The 20,714-nt window shown below is 62.6% G+C and carries 15 protein-coding genes; 7 read left to right on the top strand and 8 right to left on the bottom strand.

The window, feature by feature from the left end:
* Nucleotides 1-4: 4 nt before the first annotated feature.
* Entirely contained in the window at nt 5-1,441 is a 1,437-nt protein-coding gene (locus LGH82_RS15770) for an NAD-dependent succinate-semialdehyde dehydrogenase (protein ID WP_227349339.1), read from the top strand.
* Between the two features lie 10 nt (nt 1,442-1,451).
* Here the strand turns inward: LGH82_RS15770 and LGH82_RS15765 are convergent, their stop codons facing one another.
* Nucleotides 1,452-2,090: a class II aldolase/adducin family protein gene (locus tag LGH82_RS15765; protein WP_227349338.1), complete on the bottom strand. Its 639-nt coding sequence runs from the start codon at nt 2,088-2,090 to the stop codon at nt 1,452-1,454.
* A complete protein-coding gene (gene otnK, locus LGH82_RS15760) occupies nt 2,090-3,460 on the bottom strand; it encodes a 3-oxo-tetronate kinase (protein WP_227349337.1) in 1,371 nt (456 codons plus the stop codon). Before otnK ends, LGH82_RS15765 begins: the two co-directional genes overlap by 1 nt.
* A 116-nt stretch (nt 3,461-3,576) precedes the next feature.
* Here otnK and LGH82_RS15755 point away from each other — a divergent pair, with 116 nt between their 5' ends.
* Nucleotides 3,577-4,314, top strand: a complete 738-nt coding sequence (locus tag LGH82_RS15755) for a GntR family transcriptional regulator (protein ID WP_227349336.1) — start codon at nt 3,577-3,579, stop codon at nt 4,312-4,314.
* 34 nt (nt 4,315-4,348) lie between these two features.
* Here the strand turns inward: LGH82_RS15755 and LGH82_RS15750 are convergent, their stop codons facing one another.
* The 4 genes from LGH82_RS15750 to LGH82_RS15735 all read right to left on the bottom strand — a co-directional run bounded on the left by LGH82_RS15750 (nt 4,349) and on the right by LGH82_RS15735 (nt 10,611).
* A complete protein-coding gene (locus LGH82_RS15750) occupies nt 4,349-5,578 on the bottom strand; it encodes an aminotransferase class III-fold pyridoxal phosphate-dependent enzyme (RefSeq protein WP_227349335.1) in 1,230 nt (409 codons plus the stop codon).
* 122 nt (nt 5,579-5,700) lie between these two features.
* Complete coding sequence (locus LGH82_RS15745; protein WP_227349334.1) at nt 5,701-7,299, bottom strand: ABC transporter substrate-binding protein; 1,599 nt, start codon at nt 7,297-7,299, stop codon at nt 5,701-5,703.
* A gap of 51 nt (nt 7,300-7,350) precedes the next feature.
* Nucleotides 7,351-9,525 (bottom strand): thiamine pyrophosphate-dependent enzyme, encoded by a 2,175-nt coding sequence (locus LGH82_RS15740; RefSeq protein WP_227349333.1) that lies wholly within the window; start codon nt 9,523-9,525, stop codon nt 7,351-7,353.
* Nucleotides 9,526-9,831: 306 nt separating this feature from the next.
* Complete coding sequence (locus LGH82_RS15735) at nt 9,832-10,611, bottom strand: helix-turn-helix domain-containing protein (protein ID WP_227349332.1); 780 nt, start codon at nt 10,609-10,611, stop codon at nt 9,832-9,834.
* A 159-nt stretch (nt 10,612-10,770) separates the two neighbouring features.
* Between LGH82_RS15735 and LGH82_RS15730 the strand changes: the two genes are divergently transcribed.
* From LGH82_RS15730 to LGH82_RS15710, 5 genes are all read left to right on the top strand, one after another.
* Nucleotides 10,771-12,900, top strand: a complete 2,130-nt coding sequence (locus tag LGH82_RS15730) for a hydantoinase/oxoprolinase family protein (RefSeq protein ID WP_227349598.1) — start codon at nt 10,771-10,773, stop codon at nt 12,898-12,900.
* Between the two features lie 13 nt (nt 12,901-12,913).
* On the top strand, nt 12,914-15,118 hold the full coding sequence (locus LGH82_RS15725) for a hydantoinase B/oxoprolinase family protein (protein WP_227349331.1): 2,205 nt from the start codon (nt 12,914-12,916) through the stop codon (nt 15,116-15,118).
* The gene (locus tag LGH82_RS15720; RefSeq protein ID WP_227349330.1) at nt 15,115-15,600 is read left to right on the top strand and encodes an acetone carboxylase subunit gamma; all 486 of its coding nucleotides are present in this window, start codon (nt 15,115-15,117) and stop codon (nt 15,598-15,600) included. Before LGH82_RS15725 ends, LGH82_RS15720 begins: the two co-directional genes overlap by 4 nt.
* Nucleotides 15,601-15,815: 215 nt before the next feature.
* Nucleotides 15,816-16,643, top strand: a complete 828-nt coding sequence (locus LGH82_RS15715) for an SDR family NAD(P)-dependent oxidoreductase (RefSeq protein ID WP_227349329.1) — start codon at nt 15,816-15,818, stop codon at nt 16,641-16,643.
* Between the two features lie 234 nt (nt 16,644-16,877).
* Nucleotides 16,878-18,143, top strand: a complete 1,266-nt coding sequence (locus LGH82_RS15710) for an O-antigen ligase family protein (RefSeq protein ID WP_227349328.1) — start codon at nt 16,878-16,880, stop codon at nt 18,141-18,143.
* Nucleotides 18,144-18,497: 354 nt separating this feature from the next.
* On the opposite strand, the gene LGH82_RS15705 is transcribed toward LGH82_RS15710, so the two are convergent.
* Together LGH82_RS15705 and LGH82_RS15700 are read right to left on the bottom strand one after the other, a co-directional pair.
* On the bottom strand, nt 18,498-19,763 hold the full coding sequence (locus tag LGH82_RS15705) for a polysaccharide biosynthesis/export family protein (protein ID WP_227349327.1): 1,266 nt from the start codon (nt 19,761-19,763) through the stop codon (nt 18,498-18,500).
* A 92-nt stretch (nt 19,764-19,855) separates the two neighbouring features.
* Entirely contained in the window at nt 19,856-20,533 is a 678-nt protein-coding gene (locus LGH82_RS15700) for a sugar transferase (protein ID WP_227349326.1), read from the bottom strand.
* Nucleotides 20,534-20,714: the final 181 nt, after the last annotated feature.

Genomic DNA, 20,714 nt, shown 5'->3' with positions numbered 1-20,714 from the left:
TGACATGTATCCCGACGTTCTCCTTCACATAGATGGCTCGTGGCGTCCGGCACGCGGCGGACGGACCATGCCCGTCGTCAATCCGGCAACGGAAGCTGAGCTTGGCACGCTCGCGCATGCCGGCATCGACGATCTCGACGAGGCACTGGCTTCGGCGGCAAAGGGCTTCGACGCATGGCGGCGCGTGTCGCCCTTCGATCGTTCCAAGCTGATGCGCAAGGCCGCCAACATCCTGCGCGAGCGCAACGAGCATATCGCCACGCTGATGACGCTGGAGCAGGGCAAGCCGATCGCCGAGTCGCGAATGGAGGCCTTTGCCGCCGCCGACATCATCGACTGGTTCGCCGAAGAGGCGCGGCGCAGCTACGGCCGCATCGTGCCGGCCCGACTTGAAGGCGTCAGCCAGTCGGTGGTCAAGGAGCCTGTCGGCCCTGTGGCCGCCTTCACGCCGTGGAATTTTCCGCTTAACCAGGCGGTCCGCAAATTGTCGGCCGCACTTGCCGCCGGCTGTTCGATCATCATCAAGGGGCCCGAGGAAACGCCGGCCTCGCCAGCCGAACTGGTGCGCGCCTTCATCGATGCCGGCCTGCCCAACGGGGTCGTGCAACTCGTCTACGGCACGCCAGCGGAAATCTCCGCCTATCTCATTCCGCATCCGGTGATCCGCAAGATCTCCTTCACCGGCTCGACGCCGGTCGGCAAGCAGCTGGCGTCCCTTGCCGGCCTGCACATGAAGCGGGCGACGATGGAACTTGGCGGCCATGCGCCGGTCATCGTCTTGCCCGACGCCGATCTCGACCGCGCCGCGCGCTCGATGGTGGCGTCGAAATTCCGCAATGCCGGCCAGATCTGCGTCGCGCCGACGCGCTTCCTCGTCGACCACGCCGTCTATGATGATTTCGTCGGCCGCTTCGCCGAGGCTGTCAGCCAGATCAAGGTCGGCGATGGTATGGCCGAAGGCACCACCATGGGTCCCCTCGCCAATCCACGCCGGGTGCAGGCGATGGAGGAACTGGTCCATGACGCCGTGCAGAAAGGCGCCGAGCTGGTCACCGGCGGCAAGCGCATCGGCAACTCCGGCTATTTCTTCGAGCCGACCATCCTGTCGGGCGTCGGCTCCGACGCCCGTGCAATGAACGAAGAACCGTTCGGCCCGCTGGCGCTGATGACGCCGGTGAGCGGGCTGCACGAAGCCCTGGCCGAGGCCAACCGGCTGAACTACGGGCTTGCCGCCTATGGCTTTACCCGTTCATCGGCAAGTGCCGCGAAGATGTCGTCGGGCATAGCCAGCGGCATGGTGTCGATCAACCATTATGGCCTGGCGCTGCCGGAGGTGCCGTTCGGCGGCATCAACGATTCCGGCAACGGCACCGAGGGCGGCGCCGACGCTCTGGAAAGCTATCTCAACAACAAGTTCGTCTCGCACCTGCAGGTCGACTGAGCAGATCTGGCTATTTCTGCTGGCCGTAGGTCTTGTAGCGGCCGCGAATGGCGGCGAGTTCACGGCCCTCGATCAAAACGGGCGTGCCTGCGCTGCGCGCGAGAAGGTATTGCCGCGCCAGCGTTTCGAGCTTGATGGTGCGGATAAGCGCGGTATCGAGATCGCCGCCAAAGGCGATCATGCCATGGTTGGCAAGCAGGCAGGCGGTTCGGTCCTCCAGTGCGGTAACGGCTACCTTGGCAAGTTCGCTGGACGCGAACAGCCCGTAGTCCGAGCAGCGCACGTCGTCGCCGCCAAAGCCCGCGACCATGTAGTGGAACAGCGGCAGTCCTTCGCGCAGGCAAGACAGTGCCACGCAATGGTCGGGATGGGCATGCACCACGGCGCCCGCCTCCGGGAAAGCCCTGTAGATCTCCGCGTGCATCTCCCATTCACTAGACGGCCGGAAAGCGCCTTCCCAGGAGCCATCGAACTGCATCGCCACCATCTGCTCCGGCCGCAGGGCGCTTGTGGCTATTCCCGTCGGCGTGATCAGCATGCCGCTTGCCGTGCGCACGCTGATATTGCCGGTGGTGCCGACATTCATCCCGCTGGCGTCCAGCGTCTCCGTCGCGGCGATCAGTTTTGCGCGTGCGGTCTCGGTATCCATTAAGATGTCTTCCTTGGCTCAATGGCCGGCCTTACCGGAGGCCATGTGTCGATTGCCGGCGCGATGGTGGTGGCCCGTGTCATGTCTTGCAGAACGTCGGCGAAAATGTCGGGGCCACCGAGCTTTCCCGATTTCAGCATCAGCGCCAGCGGATCATCGGACAGGCCGGGCAGATGGGCGATGGCGCGCGACAGTCCGGGCCCTTCATAGGCGCCCATCTCGATCCGGGTGATGCCGAGCGCCTTGACCACCGAACCGGCCGTCTCGCCGCCGGCAACGACCAACCGCCGCACGCCGAGATCGCGCACCAGAATCTGTGCAATCCCGGCCAGTATCTCTTCCGCCCTTGCCGCTACCGCGTCGCGGCCATATGCGTGCTGCAGCGCTTCGACTGTTTGCTGCGGCGCCGTTGTGGCAATGGCGATCATCGCACCGGGCAAATACCGCTCGGCAAAGGCACGCGCCTCGATCACGACATCCTTGCCGGCAAAGGCACTGGCGAGGTCGATCGTCAGCGATGGGTTATTTCCAGCGAAACGTTCAAGCTGTTCGATGGTGCGGTCGGCGACGCTACCGGCCAGGACCGCCGCCGGTCCTTCGACAGCCGGCAGGCTGGCGGCGACGAGATTGTCGGACTTCAGCAGTCCATGCGCCAGCCAGGCCGGCGGCAGATGCGCGGTTACCGAGGAGTTGCCGGTCATGACAGGCAGGTCGAAGGTGGCTTCCGCGATGGCCACCAAGTCGCGCTCGCGGATCGTGTCGGTGACAAGCAATGTCTCGCCGCGCGCGCTCTGCTCGCGCATGGCATTGCGGATCGCCTTGGCGCCGGCATCGACGGTGAGATAGGGCACCAGCCCGACCTTGCCCTTGCTCTGCGCCTGCAGCACGCGCACCAGATTGGAATCGGTCATCGGTGTCAGCGGATCGAACCGCTTGGGCGATTCACCCAGCAATTGGGCGCCACCGAACATGTGTCCTTGATAGACGGTACGTCCGGTCTCGCACAGAGCCGGTGTGAACAGCGTGACGCCGCCACCAAGCCGTTCCAGCAGTGCCTCGGCGCAGGGACCGATATTGCCGGCCGGCGTGGAATCGAACGTGGCGCAGTATTTGAAGAAAATCTGCCGTGCACCGGCCTCGACCAGCCGATCGGCGGCCTCCAGGACCTGGCGCACCGCGTCGCCGGCCGCGATGACGCGCGTCTTCAAGAGGATCACATGAGCCAGATTGCCCGACGGGATCGGGGCATTGAGCCCAACCGTGCATCCCGTTGGAATGCCTCTGGCCACCAGCATGGACGTCAGCTCGGTGCCGCCGGTCAGATCGTCGGCTATGGCGCCGAACAACAGGGAATTCATCGACGCGGTCATGCGCTTTGCTTCATTTTTGCGTGTCCGATGTCGATGGCCAGTCTGTTCGTGATATCATATACACAGCCCGCTCGACGCAGGCGACGCCTGCGCCCCTGCAAGGACGGAGACTCGATGTGACTGCTTCCATCGCGCCGATCGCGCGCGACAACCTGACGACCCGCGTCTACGAAGAGCTTCGCCGCGCCATGATGGAAGGCCGTTTCTGGCCGGGCCATCGCTTCAAGATTCGTGACCTCGCCGCCAGCCTCGATGTGTCCGAAACGCCGGTGCGCGAGGCGCTGATGCAGTTGGTGCGTGAGAAGGGCCTGGAGATGGAGGCCGGACGTTCGATCACCGTCGCCCAGCTCTCGCTCGCCCAATATCTTGAGCTGCGCAGCATAAGGCTGCACCTCGAAGGCATGGCGGGCGCGGCGGCGACCACGCGCATCGAGCCGCGCGAAATCGATCGCCTGGCCGCGGTGCATGAGAAGCTGATCGCCAACGAGGACAATGGCCGCTGGTTCGAAGCCGTCCGCGACAATTGGGAATTCCACCACTCGATTTATCAGGCCGCCGGCATGCCGGAACTGCTGGCGATCATCGAGGGGATCTGGCTGCGCAACGGCCCGCTGGTCAATTACCAATACCCGCACGCCAGGCCGACCTATGACGGGCGCCACCGGCACCTCGACATCCTCGACGCGCTGCGGGCGCGCGACGAGAATGGCGTGCGCAAGGGTATTCAGCAGGACATGATCGAAGGCGGCCGCCTGCTGGTCAAGGTTCTCGAGCGGCTGAACGACGGTGCGGTCACGCCGGAGGAACTGCGCCGCGCGGCGCAGAACGGCCGTCTGGTGTCGGCGGCCGGCTGAACGGACTGTCCTCTTCAAACACATCGGCGTCGTTTCACGCCACCTGCGCCGCCGCGGCCATGCCGGCATCGGCGGCCTGAAGCGCCAGGTCGATATCACGGTCGGTGTGAGCTGCGCTGAGAAACATGTTGTGCTTGGGGTGGAAATAGGCGCCCTCGCGCAAGGCTGCCGAGCAGAAGGCATCGGCTTTCTTGAATTCCGCATCGCCGTCGAACAGCACCATCGGCATCGACACCGGGCCGGTCTGGCGAAGCGAGAGTCCATGCTTGCTGGCGGTGGCGTCCAAGCCTGAGCGCAGCCTGTCGCCTGCTGCATTCATGCTGGCGATCGCATTGGTGTCGCGCAACGTCTTGATGGTGGCGATCGCCGCCGCCATGGAAACCGCGCCATACCAGAACGAACCCGTCACATAGACTTTTGTCGCGGCTTCGCGGAACCGATCCGTGCCTGTGATGGCGGCGAGCGGATAGCCGTTGGCGATCGCCTTGGAGAAGGCGGACAGGTCCGGGCGCACGCCCAGCGGCTCCCAGCTGCCGGCGAGATCGATGCGGAACCCGGCCCGCACATCGTCGACGATCAGCGCCGCATCGGCGGCGGTGGTGAGTTCCCGCGCCCGCTTGGCGAAAGCGGCGGTCGGCAGTTCCTGGTCGCGGGCAATGTCGTGCCGGAAGGCGGTGACGACGACAGCAGCGAGGTCGTTGCCGGCCAGCTCGACCGCGGCCTCCAGGCTGGTGACGTCGTTGTAGTCGAAATGGATGAGATGGGCGCGGTCCTCAGTGATGACTCCGGCGAGCGAGGGCGTGCACCACGGCACGGCGCCATGATAGGAGCCGCGCGCGACCAGCACCTTGCGCCGGCCGGTGCCGGCACGCGCGATCGTCACGCAAGCCGTCGTGGCGTCGGTGCCGTTCTTCTGCAGCATGGCCCAGTCGGCATGTGCTACGGTCTTGACCAGCAGTTCGGCCAGTTCGACCAGCACTTCGCCCGGTCCGTTCATGGCGTCACCGAGACGGCGCTGGCGTTCGGCTGCTTCCTCGACGGCCTTGTGGTGATGCCCTAGGATGTTCGGGCCCCAGCTGCACATCAGGTCGATGTATTCGCGCCCGTCGACATCCCAGATCCGGCAGCCGTCGGCACGCTCGAAGAACTGAGGATAGGCGGAGCCAAGATAACGCGTGGCCATATGGCCCCACATGCCGCCCGGAATGACCGAAGCCGCGCGCTCGCGCAGCAGCTGGTCCTTGGAGTTGATCAGGGAAGGCATCGCAGGGTCTCCGCTCGTTGATATATCATATATTGAAATGGATGTTGGAAGAACAGGATTTGGTGGATCTTCCGTCATGGGGAACAGGGAGGCGGCTAGCCGCCTCCCTGTCATTTCTTCGCTCAGTGGCTGATCTCGGCCAGCGGCAGGTTGCAGCAGGCGCTGTAGCGCACGCCCTTGACGTCCGACTTGTAGGCCAGGATCAAGTTCGGGCTGACCAGCGGCAGGATGACCCTGTCCTTGATCATTTCCTCGCCGGCCTGGTGCCAGAGCTTGGCGGCTTCGTCGCCGCTCGCCGCAAGCGCCGACTTGTAGAGTTCGGATTCCTTCGGGTTGAGCACCGAGGGCTCGCGCTCCGCGCCGGCGCGACGTGCCCAGGGGCTGCCCTTGGTCATGCCGAAATACTCGATGTACTGCGACGTGCCGTAATAGTCCGGCGCATAGAACACCGCCGTCATCGGAATGCCGTCGCCATTGACGCGTTCGCGCCAGTTGGCGAAGGGGATCGGCTGCAGGTCGAGCTTGATGTTGATCTTGGCCAGGTCCTGCTGGACCTTCTGCATCAGCAGCGACAGGTCGACGCCATAGACGTTCATGCCTGGGAAAGCCGCTTCCATCTCGAAGCCGTCGGCATGCCCGGCCTTGGCCAGCAATTCCTTCGCCTTGGCGACATCATAGGGCTGCGCCTCGAAACCCGAACCGCCCGGAAAACCGATCGGGATCGGCGCGCTGATCAGCTGGCCCTGGTCGCCGATGGTGAAGTCGAGGATGCTCGGACGGTCGAGACCGAGCGAGATCGCTTCGCGCACCTCCGCCGTCAGCGGCACCTTGTTGGCCTTGGCGCCGGGCGACAGCGCCACATAGATGAAGTTGTAGGAAGGAACGGTCTCGATCTTGATGTCGCTGCCCGTCATCGTCTTGGCCGTATCCGGGTCGATCTGCATGGCGATGTCGGCCGTGCCGCTCTGCAGCATCTGCGCCTGCGCCACCGCGTCCTTGGTCTGGCGGATCACGACTTCGCTCAGCGCCGGCGCCTTGCGCCAGTACTTGTCGTTGCGCGCCAGGCGCAGCTCCGAATTGGGCTCATAGGACTTCAGCACGAACGGCGCGCTGCCTGCCGAATGCTGCAGGAACCAGGCTTCGGCATTGTCCGTCGTCGAGGCATCGCCATCCGCCTTCGCGCCGGCTTCGGCAGCGACCTTGCTGTTGACGATCGCCGTATAGGGCGCCGCCGCGATGTTGAGGAATTCCGATGATGGCGCGACCATCTTGACGACGACCGTGTGTGCGTCCGGTGTCTCTATCGAGGCGACATTGTCCATCAGGAACGAGGAACTGCCCTTGAGGTTCTTCAGGCGCTCCCAGGACCATTTCACGTCCTTGGCCTCGACCGGCGAACCGTCGGAGAATTTTGCGGCCGGGTCGAGCGTGAAGGTGAAGCTGGTCTGGTCGGCATTCCCTTCCCACTTGGAGGCCAGGAGCGGGATCAGCTTGTTGTCCTTGTCCAGCGTCAGCAGCGATTCATAGACGCTCGAATTGTAGATCTGGCAGGTGTCGCAGAAAGCGCGGTGCGGATCGAGCGAGTTGAGGTCGATGTTGCGCGCGATGACCAGCGGCTTGCTGTCCTGCGCGAAGGCGGCGGGTGCCCAAAAAGTGCTGGTCGCCAGCAGTGCGGCCGCCAGGATGGTCGCTCGGGTCTTGGTTTTTGATAGGATCGTCATGTTCTTCATTCTCCCATTTTCTTGTAGGATCGTTGTGGCAATATGTTAGCTCTATCCGCTCACACCGGTGAGGGATCGAAGCGCGGCCTTGATCTTGTCAGCGCCGCCCAGTGCGGCCCGGTTGAGCGGGGCCGATACGACGGGCGCCGAAAGGCTCCCCGCCACATGCAGGATCTCGTGGTCGAGATAGTCGAACACGCGGTCCTGAATCTCCTGCGTCAGTCCTCCGCCGAGCGACAGGCCGCGTTGCACCTGTTCGACGATGGCGACGCGGTTGGTCTTGCGGATCGAGGCTTCCACCAGTGGCCAGTCGAGCCCGGTCGGGTCGAGGCTGCGCAGGTCAATGATCTCAGCATCCACGCAGGTCTCCTCGACGACCTGCCTGGCGACGGCAACCATGCTGGCGCTGGTGAGCAGCGTGCAGGCGCCGCCCTGCCTGACGATCTTTGCCTTGCCCAGCCGCACGCAATAGTCGCGGTCGTCGGTGGGAACGGGGCCTTCGCTGGGAAACAGTTCGACATGTTCGATGACAACGACCGGGTCGTCGCATTTCAAGGCCGAATTCATCAGGCCGATATAGTCGAAGGGCGTCGTCGGCGCGACGATGCGCCAGCCGGGATAGAGCGCGAACAAGCCCGATGGATCGCCGGAATGCTGCGAGCCATAGCCGGTGTGCGGCGAGACGCGGACCCTGACCACGATCGGCACCGGGAAACCGCCGCCGAACATGTGCCGCACCTTGCTCACCGCATTGAAAAGCTGGTCGGCGGCGACCAGGCAGAAGTCGCCGAACATGATCTCGACGATCGGCCGCAGGCCGCACAGTGCTGCACCCAACGCCACGCCGACAAAACCGTTCTCGGCGATAGGCATCGCCAGAACGCGCTCCGGCCAGCGCTCCAGCGCGCCCTTGGTGGCGCCGGAGACGCCGCCGCGCAGGCGGTGCACATCCTCGCCCATGATGATGATGCGCGGGTCCTGCTCCATGGCGCGGGCAATCACCTCGGACGCGGCGACCATGAACTTGACTGGTTTGGTCTCGGCCGACGGGACGTCCTCGATCTCAAGGAAACGCTCATCCTTCAGTTCCGAGAGATCGCCGCGTATCTGGTTGTCGACCTCATCGGCGTTCGGCCACAGATGGTCGGGAATACGCAGGGCGTTGCCGCTCATCTCGGTCAACGAGTCGGCGGCGGTGTTGACCACCTCCATGACACGCTGGTCGAGCGTGGGGAAGTCGGCGGCATCGAGAATGCCCATCGCCTTGAGGCGTGCCGCCATTGTGACGAGCGGGTCGCGCGCCTTCCAGGCGTCTTCCTCGGCGCGCGTGCGGTAGCCGAACTCGCTGCCCGGGCGGGCGCCGCTCTGATGCAGGAAGCGATAGCAGAGCGCCTCGACCAGCACCGGGCCACCGTCTTCCTCGATCGTCCGGCGCGCCTCGCGCATGGCGTGATGGACCGCCACCACATCCATGCCATCGCATTCGATGCCGCGAAAGCCCAGCATCGGGCCGCGCGAGGCCAGCCGCGTCTCGCGCGTCTGTTCGTTGACATGGGTGGAGACGGCATAGAAATTATTTTCGGCAAAGAAGATCACCGGCAGCCGGTAGAGTGCCGCGATGTTCATCGCTTCATAGGCTGGCCCCGCCATCATTGTCCCGTCGCCGAAGAAGGCGACGGAGATGTTGCCGGTGCCGAGCAGCTTGTCGGCCAGCGCATAGCCCGCCGCATGGGGCAGGTTGCCGCCGATGATGGCGCTGGTGCCTGGAATGCCGGAGGCGTCGTCGCGCATATGCATCGAGCCGCCCCGCCCGCCGCAATAGCCGACATTGAGACCCATGATCTCCGCCATGAGACCACGCACCGAGCCCTGCATGTCCGGATTGAAAGCGTCGTGCAGCGGGTCGAAACCCGTCGGCGTCTGTGCGTTGACCAGCTTGGCCAGCACCTGATGGTGGGCGCGGTGGGTGCCGTTGATGCGGTCGCCGGTTCCCAGAACCGACATGGCGCCGACCGCCGTCGCCTCTTGCCCGATGCTGGCATGTGCGGGTCCATGCACCAGCCCGGCATTGGCGAGGTCGAGCACCTTTTCCTCGAAACGGCGGATCAGCAGCATCTGGTGGTACCAGCGCACGAGACTCGAACCCTCGGCTGCGTTCCAATCCGATTCGTCGACGTCCAGCCGCAACCAGGGCGCCGATGGCTGGATTGATGTCTGCTGGACCATTTCAGCTACTTCCGTTCTGGTAGATGATATATCAAATATTTTCTCAACGATTGAAGCGCTATCTCAACCTTCATGCCTGCCGCAGCCCTCCCAGGGAATATGCGCGGGTGCCATATAAATGGAATTAAATTTCATTTTCTGACACCGTGCCGAGACTAAGCCGGGACGGCGCGGTTCCGCAAGAGGAATTTTGAGGCGATCGGTAGGCGCTTCGGTCTTGAAAACGGAATGCCAGATTGCGGTGAGAGCTGTGACTCGTCTGATATAATCAGCCGTTTGCATGGCGGATCGGGAGACGTCCGACTATTATCGATCCGTCCGATGCTGGAAGAACTGCAGGAACAGCTCCCGCTCAGTCGTGATGTCGAGCTTCTCATAGATCCGCCGGCGATGGTTCTTGACAGTGCCGACGGTGATCCCGAGACGTTCGGCGATGTTGGCCGTCGGATGACCGGCGAGGATCAACTGCACAAGTTCCCGCTCGCGCAGCGACAGCTCCGGCCACAGGCTCGCCGGGATGGTCGGCTCTTGCCGGGGAGAGGCGCCGGGGCCTGTCGGCGCCGACGTGCGCGAAAACTCGGTTCCCCGCGCGGTTATATCGAGCGCGTGCAGGGCCTCGAACACCGGCAACCGCTCTTCCAATTGGGCTATTTCGTTGTCCTTGAATGAGGCGGTCGAGCGGTCGAGGAAGATGCCGAGGCACCAGTCGCCGCCATCCGCCAGCATGATGCCCACTTCGTCGCAGATCTCCGACTGGGCGAGAAAGCCGGCTATGTACTGGCCGCGCTTGGCCTCATCATCAGCGAGCCGCTTCAACGGCATAATGCCAAGTCGCCGCTCGCGACGCCACGACGCATAGAACGGATCGAAGACATAGTAGCTGGCTAGATAGCGCTGCACCATCTCGTCCGAGAAGCGCCGGTGCTTGATGAACTCCGGTGTCTGCGTCGCCGAATAGCGCGTCACGGTGACGAGGTCGTGCTCGATATCAGCACCGATCAGGTCGATCAGGCAGTCGACATGCCTGTCCGTGCCGGTGGCGGTGATCGCCTTGGCGAGCGGCGCCCAGATATTGCTCATGCGCATGCCCTTTTCTCGGCGATGTCAGCCCAATCGTCATTGTGTCTTTAGGCATATGGCGCGACGCCGCCTGTCGAATCTAGCCTTGCGTCAACCTAGACCAGACCCGAGGCGACCGTGACCCAACCCAACCTCACCGCCCCCATCGTTGGCAACCCACCAATCATTGGCAGCCCAATTGTCATTGGTATCGACGCCGGCGGCACCATGACCGACACGATCCTTGTCGATCAGGACGGCCACTTCAAGATCGGCAAGTCGGCGACGACGCCGAAGAACGAGGCCGAGGGCTTTCTTGCCTCGGCCGAAGATGCGGCGGACGCCTGGGGCATCTCGCTGGAGCAGCTGTTTTCCGGCGTCAACGTCGTGCTCTATTCCGGCACCGGCATGCTCAATACGCTGTTGTCGCGCACCGGTCGCCGGCTCGGCCTGATCACCACCAAGGGCCTTGAGGACATGATCCTGATGGGCCGCGGCCTGCAGGCCTGGGCCGACTATTCCTATGCCGACCGGCTTCATGCCGTGACCCATCATCATCCCGACCCGCTGGTGCCGCGCCGCCGCACGCACGGCGTCACCGAGCGCATCGACCAGTTCGGCGACATCGTGCTCCCGCTCTACGAGCATGAGGTCGCGATTGCAGCCAGGAAGCTTATCGCCGACAAGGTCGAGGCGATCTGCATCATGACCATCTTCTCGCACGTCAATCCGGTGCACGAGAAGCGCATCGCCGAGATATGCCGCGAGGAGGTCGAGAAGGCCGGCGCCGATATCATCGTCTACACCAGCCATGAGGTCCGCCCGGTCATCCGCGAACAGTCGCGGCTGAACTCGGTGCTGATCGAGGCCTATGCCACCTCGCGCGGCCGCAAGCAGCTCAAGGGCATCGAGGACGTCTCGAAGAAATACGGCTTCAAATATGGCGTGCAGACGCTGCTCTCCTTCGGCGGCCTGACTTCGATCAACCATCCGCGCCTGCACGAAACCATGATCTCCGGCCCGATCGGCGGCATCCTGGGTGCTGCCTATGTCGGCAAGCTGATCGGCAATGACTCGCTGATCTGCTCGGACATGGGCGGCACCTCCTTCGACATGGGCGTCATCTCTCGCGGCCAGACGCGGATCGAGAACGAGCCGCTGATGGACCGTTTCAAGCTCAACGTGCCGACCCTGCATCTCGACACGATCGGCGCCGGCGCCGGCATGATCCTCAAGGTCGATCCACTGACCAAGAAGGTCTCGCTCGGGCCGGAAAGTGCCGGCTCCGATCCCGGCCCGATCTGTTTCGATCGCGGCGGCACCGAGCCGACCATCGCCGATTGCGACGCCATCCTCGGCCGCCTCAACCCGCATTATTTCCTGGGCGGCAAGGTCGTGCTGCAGGTCGAAGAGGCCCGCCGCGCCTTCCAGGAAAAATGCTCCGACATATTGGGCGTCGGACTGGAGGAAGCCGCCGAAGGCATGATCGAAATGCTGGAGGCCGACGCCAACAACGCATTGCGCCGCGTCATCTCCGGCCAGGGCATTCATCCCTCCGAATTCACGCTGCTCTCCTATGGCGGCTCGGGTCCGCTGCATCTCGCCGGCTGTTCCAGGGGCATCGGCTTCAAGGACATCATCACCTTCCAGTTCGCCGCCGCCTTCTCCGCCTTCGGCTGCACCACCGCCGATTTCATGCGCCGCCACTCGGTATCGACGCAGCATGACATTGGCGCGCGGGCAAGCGATGACGAACTGCTGGCTTTTGGGACGAAGGTCACCAATGTCTGGAACGATCTCACAAAGGCAGCGGTCGACGAGATGATCGTCGACGGTCATGCCCGCGACAAGATCAAGACCGTGCCGTTCCTGATGATGCGCTACACCGGCCAGCTCGAGGACGTCGAAGTCATGGCGCCAATGGCCGAGGTCAATTCGGCCGATGACATGCGCAAGGTTATCGACGAGTTCGAGGCGGTCTACGCCAAGGTCAACCACCGCGTGTCGCGCTATGGCGAGGCCGGCTTCACCATCACCGAACTCGGCCTGATCGCCACCGCCGACAAGGTCAAGCCGGTGCTGCTCAAGCGGCCGCTCGGCGCTTCCAATCCGGCAGCCGCCCACAAGGGCGTACGCGAGGCCTATATCGGCGGGCGCTGGCACAAGGCCAATCTCTACGAGATGGATCTCTTGCAGCCCGGCCACGAAGTGATCGGCCCGGCCATCATCGAACACCCCGCCACCACGCTCGTCATTCATCCACAGGACCGCGTCCATGTCGATGAATGGACATTGCTGCACTACACCCACGCTTGAGAGGGCGACCGCCATGTTGGACAAACCTGCTTCGGCCCTGCGCCTTCGCGAAAGACTGCTCGATTCCGAGCGGCTGATGGAAGAGACCGGCTGCTATGACGGCATCACCGAGCTCTCTCTGCGCAACCAGGATCCGCTGAAATTCGAGACGCTGCACACCAAGCTGCGTGCCTATTGCGTCTCGGCACGCGAGATGGCGCGCCGCATCTCTGCCTCGCCCGGCGTGCGCGAGGTCGGCGAAATGGTGGTCGCCATCTACACCCCCGAGGGCGACGCCATCGCGCTCTCCAACGGCATCATGGTGCATGTCCATACGATGAGCCGTTTCATCAAATGGATGATCAAGAACAACTACGAGGAAAACCCGCGCATCCGTGAAGGCGATATCTTCGCCAACAATGATGCCTTCATCGGCACCGTGCAGGTGCCCGATGTCATGGATGTGGTGCCGATCTTCCATGAAGGCACGCTGGTCGGCTGGGCCGGCGCGGTCTGCCACGAACTGGAAGCCGGCGGCATCACGCCGGGTGGCGACGTCTGCCTCGCCCAGGAGCGCTTCACAGAAGGCCTGTTCGTCTGCGCCGAGAAGATCGGTGAGAACGACGAGATCCGTCGCGACTACGTCATCCGCTGCGAGCGCAATCTGCGCATGCCGATCTACTGGGTGCTCGATGAGAAGGCCAAGGTCGCCTCCTGCATCGACATGCGTGAAAGCGTCAAGCAGCTGATCTCGGAGATCGGCCTCGATTACTGGATGAAGGTGTCGAAGGAATTCATCGAGGAGGGCCGCCGCGCCCAGCTCGCCCGCACCCGCCAGCTCACCGTTCCCGGCATCTATCGTGGCCACACCTTCTATGGTCACGTCACCGCCGGCAAGCCCGGCTTCCAGCTGCTCGGCGATCCGGACTGGCTCTACAACATCCCGATCGAGATGGAGATCACCACCGACGGCAAGATTACCATGGACTTCGAGGGCACGCAGCCCTGGGGCTACCATTCGATGAACTGCACGCCGGCCGGCATGGATGGCGGCATGTTCGTCACCTTGACCCAGCACATGAACTTCGAAGGCCTGGTCAATGACGGCGCCTGGATGGCGACCGAGCTGAAATTGCCGCACGGCACCTGGACCAACCCCGACAACGAGATGGTGGCGACCGCCACCTCATGGGCTTTGCTCTTGCCGGCCTATGGCGTGTTCCAGCGGCTGCTGTCGCGCGGCTTCGTGGCGCGGGGTTTCGTTGAGGAAGCCTTCGTCGGCCAGGTCAACAGCCCGATGATCGAGATGGGTGGCGAAAGCCAGTACGGCACGCCGTTCGGCATGGCGCATTTCGAATGCGCCGCCGCCGGCTCCGGCGCGCTTGCCATCGCGGATGGGCTCGACACCGCCTATGTCGGCTGGAATCCGGAATCCGACATGGGCAACATCGAGGTCTGGGAACAGTCGATGCCGATGGTCTATATCGGCCGTTCGATCGTGCCCAATTCGGGTGGCGCCGGCAAATATCGCGGCGGCTGTTCCTTCGTCTCGACCTGGCTGATCAACAAGACCTCGCATCTGCGGCTCCACACGTCGGAGCACTCCTCGCGCGTGTTCGACAATGGCGGCATGTGCGGCGGCTATCCGGCGCCGACCTGCCAGAAGCACCGCGCCGTGCGCGATTCCAATATCCACGAACTGGCTGCCAGGGGCGAACCGCTGGCGCATGCGCCCGGCATCGACCCGCATGTCTCGGACTATGAAAAGAACATCGGCGGCGACCATGTCGTGGTCGAAGGCCCCTACATCACCGCGCCGCACAAGTCCGGCGACATCTTCAGCCATTCCTACAATGGCGGCGGCGGCTATGGCGATGTGCTGGAGCGCGATCCGATCAAGACGGCCTGGGATGTCGAGAATGGTTTTCTCACCCGCCAGGCGGCCGACCAGGTTTTCGGCATTGTGCTGAAGGATGATGAAGACGGCTATCCCCTTGCCGATATCGACGCGACGGTCAAACGCCGCGCCGCCATGCGCAAGGAGCGGCTGGCCAAGGCAATACCGGTAGCGGACTGGATCGCCACCGAGCGCGGCCGCGTCGAAAAGGCCGACTTCGCGCCGGAGGTGAAGAAAATGTACGCCAGCGCGATCAAGCTTTCCTCGCGCTTCACCAAGGACTTCAGTGATTTCTGGAACGTCGATGCCAGATCGATCTTCATGCCGGGAGCAAAGCCATGACCTCGTACAGCAAGGAAGTCCTCCGCGATCTGGCTGCAGGCCAGCTGCCCTGGCCGCAGACAAGGCGCATCATGAGCGCCTACAAAGACGACGACCGTTTCTTCAAGATGGTCGCCGTCTATCAGGACCGCGTCGCCTGGAAGGACCCGATCCTGTTGCCGGTCTCGGATCATCTGTTCATCTGCCAGAGCGGCGATGAGCGGATAACCCGCTGCGAGTGCGGCCATTCCTTCGGCGACTATCGCAAGAACTGGAAGCTCAAGGCCGCGATCAATGTGCGCAACACCGAGGAGGCTTTGCGCGAGATTTATCCCAACAGTGACATTCCTGATCCGCGGTGGATGGAAATCCGCGAATTCATCTGCCCGCAGTGCGGCACGATGCACGAAGTGGAGGCGGCGGCACCCGGCTATCCCCTGGTGCATGATTTCGAGCCGGATCTCGAAGGCTTTTATCGCGAATGGCTGGGCAAGCCGCTTTAAAGACTTCGATTTGTGAACCGCGTCGCAGGCAAGGTAGCGCTCGTCACTGGCACCTGTATGGTTCCAGGGTAGGCTGCTGCGTTGCAGCCTGCGGCCAGGGAACAAAGGTCGTCACCGCCTCCGAAATGCTTGTCGATGGAGGCTGGCTTGCCGCGTGATTTTCAAACCTTTTCGGGCCCGGTTGCCCGTCCTGAACTGTCCGGAGACCGTGCCTGATGACAAACCTTTCCGGCCGCAGCGCCATCGTCACCGGCGGATTTTCCGGAATGGGTTTCGCGATTGCCACGGCATTGGCGCAGGCCGGCGCCAATGTCGCCGTCGGCTCTTATATAGCGGCCGCTTGTGCTGATAAGTCCGATGCGGCCTACTATCCCGGCGCGGATGAAATCGATCGCGTGCGCGCGGCCCTTTCCGCCCACGGAACCAAGGTCCATGCCGCCCACCTCGACGTGCGCGACAGCGACATCACCAATCGTTTCGTGGCAGACGCGGAAGCGGCTATCGGCCCCGCCGACATTCTGGTCAATGCCGCCGGCACCACCGCCGAACAGCCGGTCTGCGGTCATTCCGATGCGCTCTGGGACAAGATCGTCGACACGAACCTCACCGGCGCCTTCCGTGTCACACGTGCCGTACTGCCGGGCATGATCGGGCGCGGCTGGGGCCGCATCGTCAACATCGGTTCGACCGCCGCTTCCGTCGGCTGGAAAGACAATCCCGCCTATTGCGCCTCCAAGGCCGGGCTGTTGGGTCTCACCCGCTGCGTGGCGCTGGAAGGGGCGGCGCATGGCGTCACCTGCGTCATGATCAGCCCGACCTGGGTCGAGACCGAATTGATGCGCCGCAATGTGGCGCAGGTCGTCGAGCGCGAGGGCAAGGGGCGCACGGCCGAGGAAGCGATGGCCGAGATCGCCAGGGGCAACCCGCAGCAGCGCATGCTGCAGCCGCAGGAGATCGCCGCGCTCGCAATCTTCCTCTGCTCGGATGCCGCCAAGGGCATTACCATGGAAAACATCCAGATCACCGGCGGAGCGCTTTGGTAGCGCTCACGCCGGATGGTCGCGTCTTCAGCCCGCGATAGCCAGCCGGGCGATGGCCTGATCCTGCAAGTCCCGTCCTGATCTTTTGCACGGAGTCCGTTGGTCGGACGCCAAGGCCCTCGGCAATACCCGTCATCTGGGTGACAGGCGGCAGGGGATGGGTTATATTGCACTGCACAATGAGACATTGGGGGCGGCGGGTCAGGCATTGAACGGCATGGGAAATCCGATACCGAGATGAAGATTCCGAAATCCTTGCTGGTCAACCCGGAGAAGAACACAGCCTATGGCAGCTTCGCTGTCGCTGTTTCCATCTTTGCGTTCTCCTATTCCACCATTTTCGGCCAGATGGTCATCCTGGCCTATTACGCCGTCTGGCTCCCGCTCATCCTCGTGGATTACCGGCGTTACCTGCGCCACGTCTCGAGCGCGTGGTTGCCGCTGGCGTTTGCCGCCTATGTCTGTTTCTCGATATTCTGGTCAGCGGCGCCCGGCATCACCGCCAGGACGGCGATCCAGTACTCCTCTCACATAGCCTGCGCCTATATCGCGGCGCGCACCGTCAGCGTCAGGACCCTGACGATAGGCTGCCTGGTCGGGATCTTCTTCGTCCTGATTTATTCGCTCAAGGTCGGAGGCTATTCCCAAGACACACTCGACGGTTCCTACAATTTTGTCGGCGCCTTCGCGTCGAAGAACCAGCTCGGCTTTGTCGCGTCGCTTGGCATCTATTTCTACGTTATTTTCCTTGCCTTTCTCCGGCGTGACCGCTTCGGCCTTCTGTGGACGGCGCCCATTGCCCTTCTGTCAGCCTATCTGCTGGTCGCTTCGCATTCCGCCACCTCTATCGCTTCAATAGCGGCGGTCCTGGCGCTGGTGGTGCTGCTTGCGGCAAGCAAGCTGCTCTCACGTCGGTATCGAAGGGTTGTGTTCGTTGTCGGCGGCGGATTGGTCGTCGTCGGGGTGGTAGCGGCCCTCAATCTGGGACTCATGGATCTTGTCCTTGGCATCTTCGGCAAGGATTCGACCCTCACTGGCCGGACATATCTGTGGGAGCAGGGGTGGAATGCCGTGCAGCGGTCGCCAATTCTCGGCGTTGGCTACGCGGCCTATTGGGTGCAGGGCTCCTCCGAGGCCGAGCGGCTCTGGAATGAATTCTTCATCACCGCCCGCGCCGGCTTCCATTTCCACAACACCTATATCGAAACCCTTGTCGAGCTCGGCTATGTCGGGGCGGCGCTCATTTCGCTGATACTCCTGCGCACGGTGTGGGGGCATATATCGGCGGTGGTGTTCAAGGCATGGCGACCCGAGCCTGTCATTCTTGCCGGCGTGATGGTGCTGCTTCTGATCCGGTCCTTTGTCGAGGTCGACATCCTCACCCCCTACGTCATGGGTTCCTTCCTGATGTATTACAGCTTCTTCAAGCTGGTGAAGGTGCCTGTCACCCATACGCGGTGGGCCCCGTCCAACCTCGATGAAGCGAAGATGGCGACGGGCTGAAGGCCGTCGCCCAAAGCGCGGCGGTTTTGGGATAGCGACACGTATAGGGCGCGTCGCATCAATTCGTACCAAGGTGATGGACTTAGAGCATGATCCCGAAAAGTGGGACCCGGTTTTCTCGGACAAACGGTTCCCGTCTGTCCAGAGATCATGCTCAAACAAGCAGATGGAGCCCAATCCCGATTCCATCGGGCTAGAACAGGCTCTAGACTAGAGGAAACGGCTTTCCGTCGAAAATTGCGGACTCGGCCGAGGCTGCAACTAATTGCAGCTCGGCGGTCGGCCAAGCGGGTAGCGGACTAGGGCCGCGAGCCTGCCGGGACGGACCATGTCAGGCTCAAATCGCGGCGAACCCTACTGACTGGCTGCTGGCGTCAGCTTGACCTTGATAACGTCTCCGGGCTGTACCGGCGTATCCTCGCTGGCGGCAATCTCGCTGGTCTTGCCATCGACGGTGCGAACCAGGGCAAAGGAGATCGTGGGCTGCTGGTCGCTGTCGCCAGAGGCCTGCGAACCGGGGCTGCCGGACATGGCTTCGGACATCAGGCCCTTGTTCATGTTCAGCTTGAGAATTGCCGCGTTGAGGTCCGATTCCGTCTGCTGCCGATCGGTGGCAAGCTTGGCATTCTGGGTGTTTTCCGCGTCGATGCCATCCTGCGTGGCCTTGCTGATCGACTGCCTGGCGGTGAGGATGGCCGTGTCGTAATCCAGGACCTGGCCCTGCAGGTCGGCGATCGATCGCTCCGACGTCAGAACCCTTGTATTGGCAACCAGGCCCTTCTGCGCCAGCACGCCGACGCTGGCGAGCTCCTGCTTTGCAAGATCGACCTGCCGCTGCTGGTTGTCGATCTTCTTCTGCAGGGACTCGATCTCGGACTGCAGCAGGTTCTTGAGCTCGTCGAGGGCCTGGAGCTGCAGTTTCAGCTTCTTTTGATCAGCTCCCAGGATCGCCATCTCGTCGGCAACGATACTCGGCAGCTTTGGATTGTCAGCCACTTCCTTCGGCACGTCGAACGTCGGTTTATCCGCCATTTCAGCTTCGATTCGGGCACGCCTGACGATCAGCCGCACCCGCTGGTCCTCGAGAACGTCGAAATTTCCCTTGGCATTGATCAGGTCGCGGTCGTAGCGCTGGCCGGTATCGTCGCTGTGACGAATCCCGCCGGCGACACTGATGGCCTTCAGGACGGTCAGATCAGGCACATAGGGGAACTGGCCGGACGTTTGTACCTCGCCCGAAATGTAAAACGGCCGATATGCAGCCATTTCCACGGAAGCTTCCGGCTTGTCCGGCAGGGCAAGCTTGCGCTGCAACGCCTCGCCGATCGCCGCGGCGACTTCGGACGTGGTCTTGCCGGATGCGGGAAACTCACCCACGAAAGGCACCGACAATGTGCCGGCCGGACCGACGGTGTATTCTCCATTGACGGAAGACCAGTCGCGGAAGGTGCCGTCAACGGTCTGCCATTCCGCAATGCGTATGTTGAGCTTGTCCAGCGCGCCGAGATGATACTCGCTGGCGGCGGCAGGAAAGGCGAGGGCCAAGACCAGGCAGCCGGCGGCAAGCCGCACACGCGGCTGACGACCGGCGCTAAAGACGTCAAATATGTCTGTTTTCAACTGAACGTTTCCGATCCGCTTTGGCCCGCCCAATGAGCTTTGACGAATGCTGGTGTGAGGCAGTCGACTTTTTGTTTGCCTGAGCCGACAGCTTAGTAGGAGCCGCGCGACATCCAGACGGCGGGCACGGTCCTGATGATGATGCGAATGTCCTCGAACATCGACCAATTCTCGACATAGTGACGATCGAATGCCACCCGGCTGTCATAGGAGACGTCATTGCGCCCGCTGACCTGCCAGAGCCCGGTCAGGCCGGGGCGCGATTTCAGGTAGTAGACCGCGGCGCTGCCATAGATCTCCAACTCGTCGCGCACGACCGGACGAGGTCCCACAAGGCTCATGTCGCCCTGAAGGATGTTTATGATCTGCGGCAGTTCATCGAGGGAAAGCTTGCGCAGTATGGCCCCGACACGCGTGACACGTGGGTCGTTCTTCAGCTTGCGGGTCGACAGCCATTCGGCATTGGCATCCGGATTGGCGGCAAGATACGCCGCCAGAACCTTTTCGCCGTCCGGCACCATGGTGCGGAACTTGAGGCAAGGGAAAATCCGCCCGCCCCGGCCTATCCGCCGATGACCATAGAAAATGGATCCGCCGTCGGAAAATTTGACAAGCAGCGCGATCATCACAAACAGCGGGCTGAGTGCAATCAATCCAGCCAGCGAACCGGCAATATCAAAGCTGCGCTTGAGCAGGCCGCCGATCGGCGGCGGAAAATCAATGTCAGCTTGCGGAAAGCCCGCTGTGGCTGACTTCGCAACGTCCCTCATGCCGAAACTCCATGCGTTGAACGAATGGTTCACGGCACGGTACCAAAAAAATGCTGCAGCGCAACACACAATTTCCCATACCGTTGAAATAGTCACGTCATGGATTGACTAAATAATAAGCTCTGCCTGCACAAGATTCGGCTTTTATGGCACGTTTATGACATGTGCGAGGCATATCCGC

The sequence above is a fragment of the Mesorhizobium sp. PAMC28654 genome (assembly GCF_020616515.1).
Classification (GTDB): Bacteria; Pseudomonadota; Alphaproteobacteria; order Rhizobiales; family Rhizobiaceae; genus Mesorhizobium.
The sequence above is the reverse complement of the archived record's forward strand: the minus strand, read 5'-3'. Positions and strand labels throughout refer to the sequence as shown.

Coding starts and splice junctions, on each gene's coding strand:
- LGH82_RS15770 (WP_227349339.1), top strand. CDS start 5: ATGTATCCCGACGTTCTCCTTCACATAGATGGCTCGTGGCGTCCGGCA.
- LGH82_RS15765 (WP_227349338.1), bottom strand. CDS start 2,090: ATGGATACCGAGACCGCACGCGCAAAACTGATCGCCGCGACGGAGACG.
- otnK (WP_227349337.1), bottom strand. CDS start 3,460: ATGACCGCGTCGATGAATTCCCTGTTGTTCGGCGCCATAGCCGACGAT.
- LGH82_RS15750 (WP_227349335.1), bottom strand. CDS start 5,578: ATGCCTTCCCTGATCAACTCCAAGGACCAGCTGCTGCGCGAGCGCGCG.
- LGH82_RS15745 (WP_227349334.1), bottom strand. CDS start 7,299: ATGACGATCCTATCAAAAACCAAGACCCGAGCGACCATCCTGGCGGCC.
- LGH82_RS15740 (WP_227349333.1), bottom strand. CDS start 9,525: ATGGTCCAGCAGACATCAATCCAGCCATCGGCGCCCTGGTTGCGGCTG.
- LGH82_RS15735 (WP_227349332.1), bottom strand. CDS start 10,611: ATGCGCATGAGCAATATCTGGGCGCCGCTCGCCAAGGCGATCACCGCC.
- LGH82_RS15725 (WP_227349331.1), top strand. CDS start 12,914: ATGTTGGACAAACCTGCTTCGGCCCTGCGCCTTCGCGAAAGACTGCTC.
- LGH82_RS15720 (WP_227349330.1), top strand. CDS start 15,115: ATGACCTCGTACAGCAAGGAAGTCCTCCGCGATCTGGCTGCAGGCCAG.
- LGH82_RS15715 (WP_227349329.1), top strand. CDS start 15,816: ATGACAAACCTTTCCGGCCGCAGCGCCATCGTCACCGGCGGATTTTCC.
- LGH82_RS15710 (WP_227349328.1), top strand. CDS start 16,878: ATGAAGATTCCGAAATCCTTGCTGGTCAACCCGGAGAAGAACACAGCC.
- LGH82_RS15700 (WP_227349326.1), bottom strand. CDS start 20,533: ATGAGGGACGTTGCGAAGTCAGCCACAGCGGGCTTTCCGCAAGCTGAC.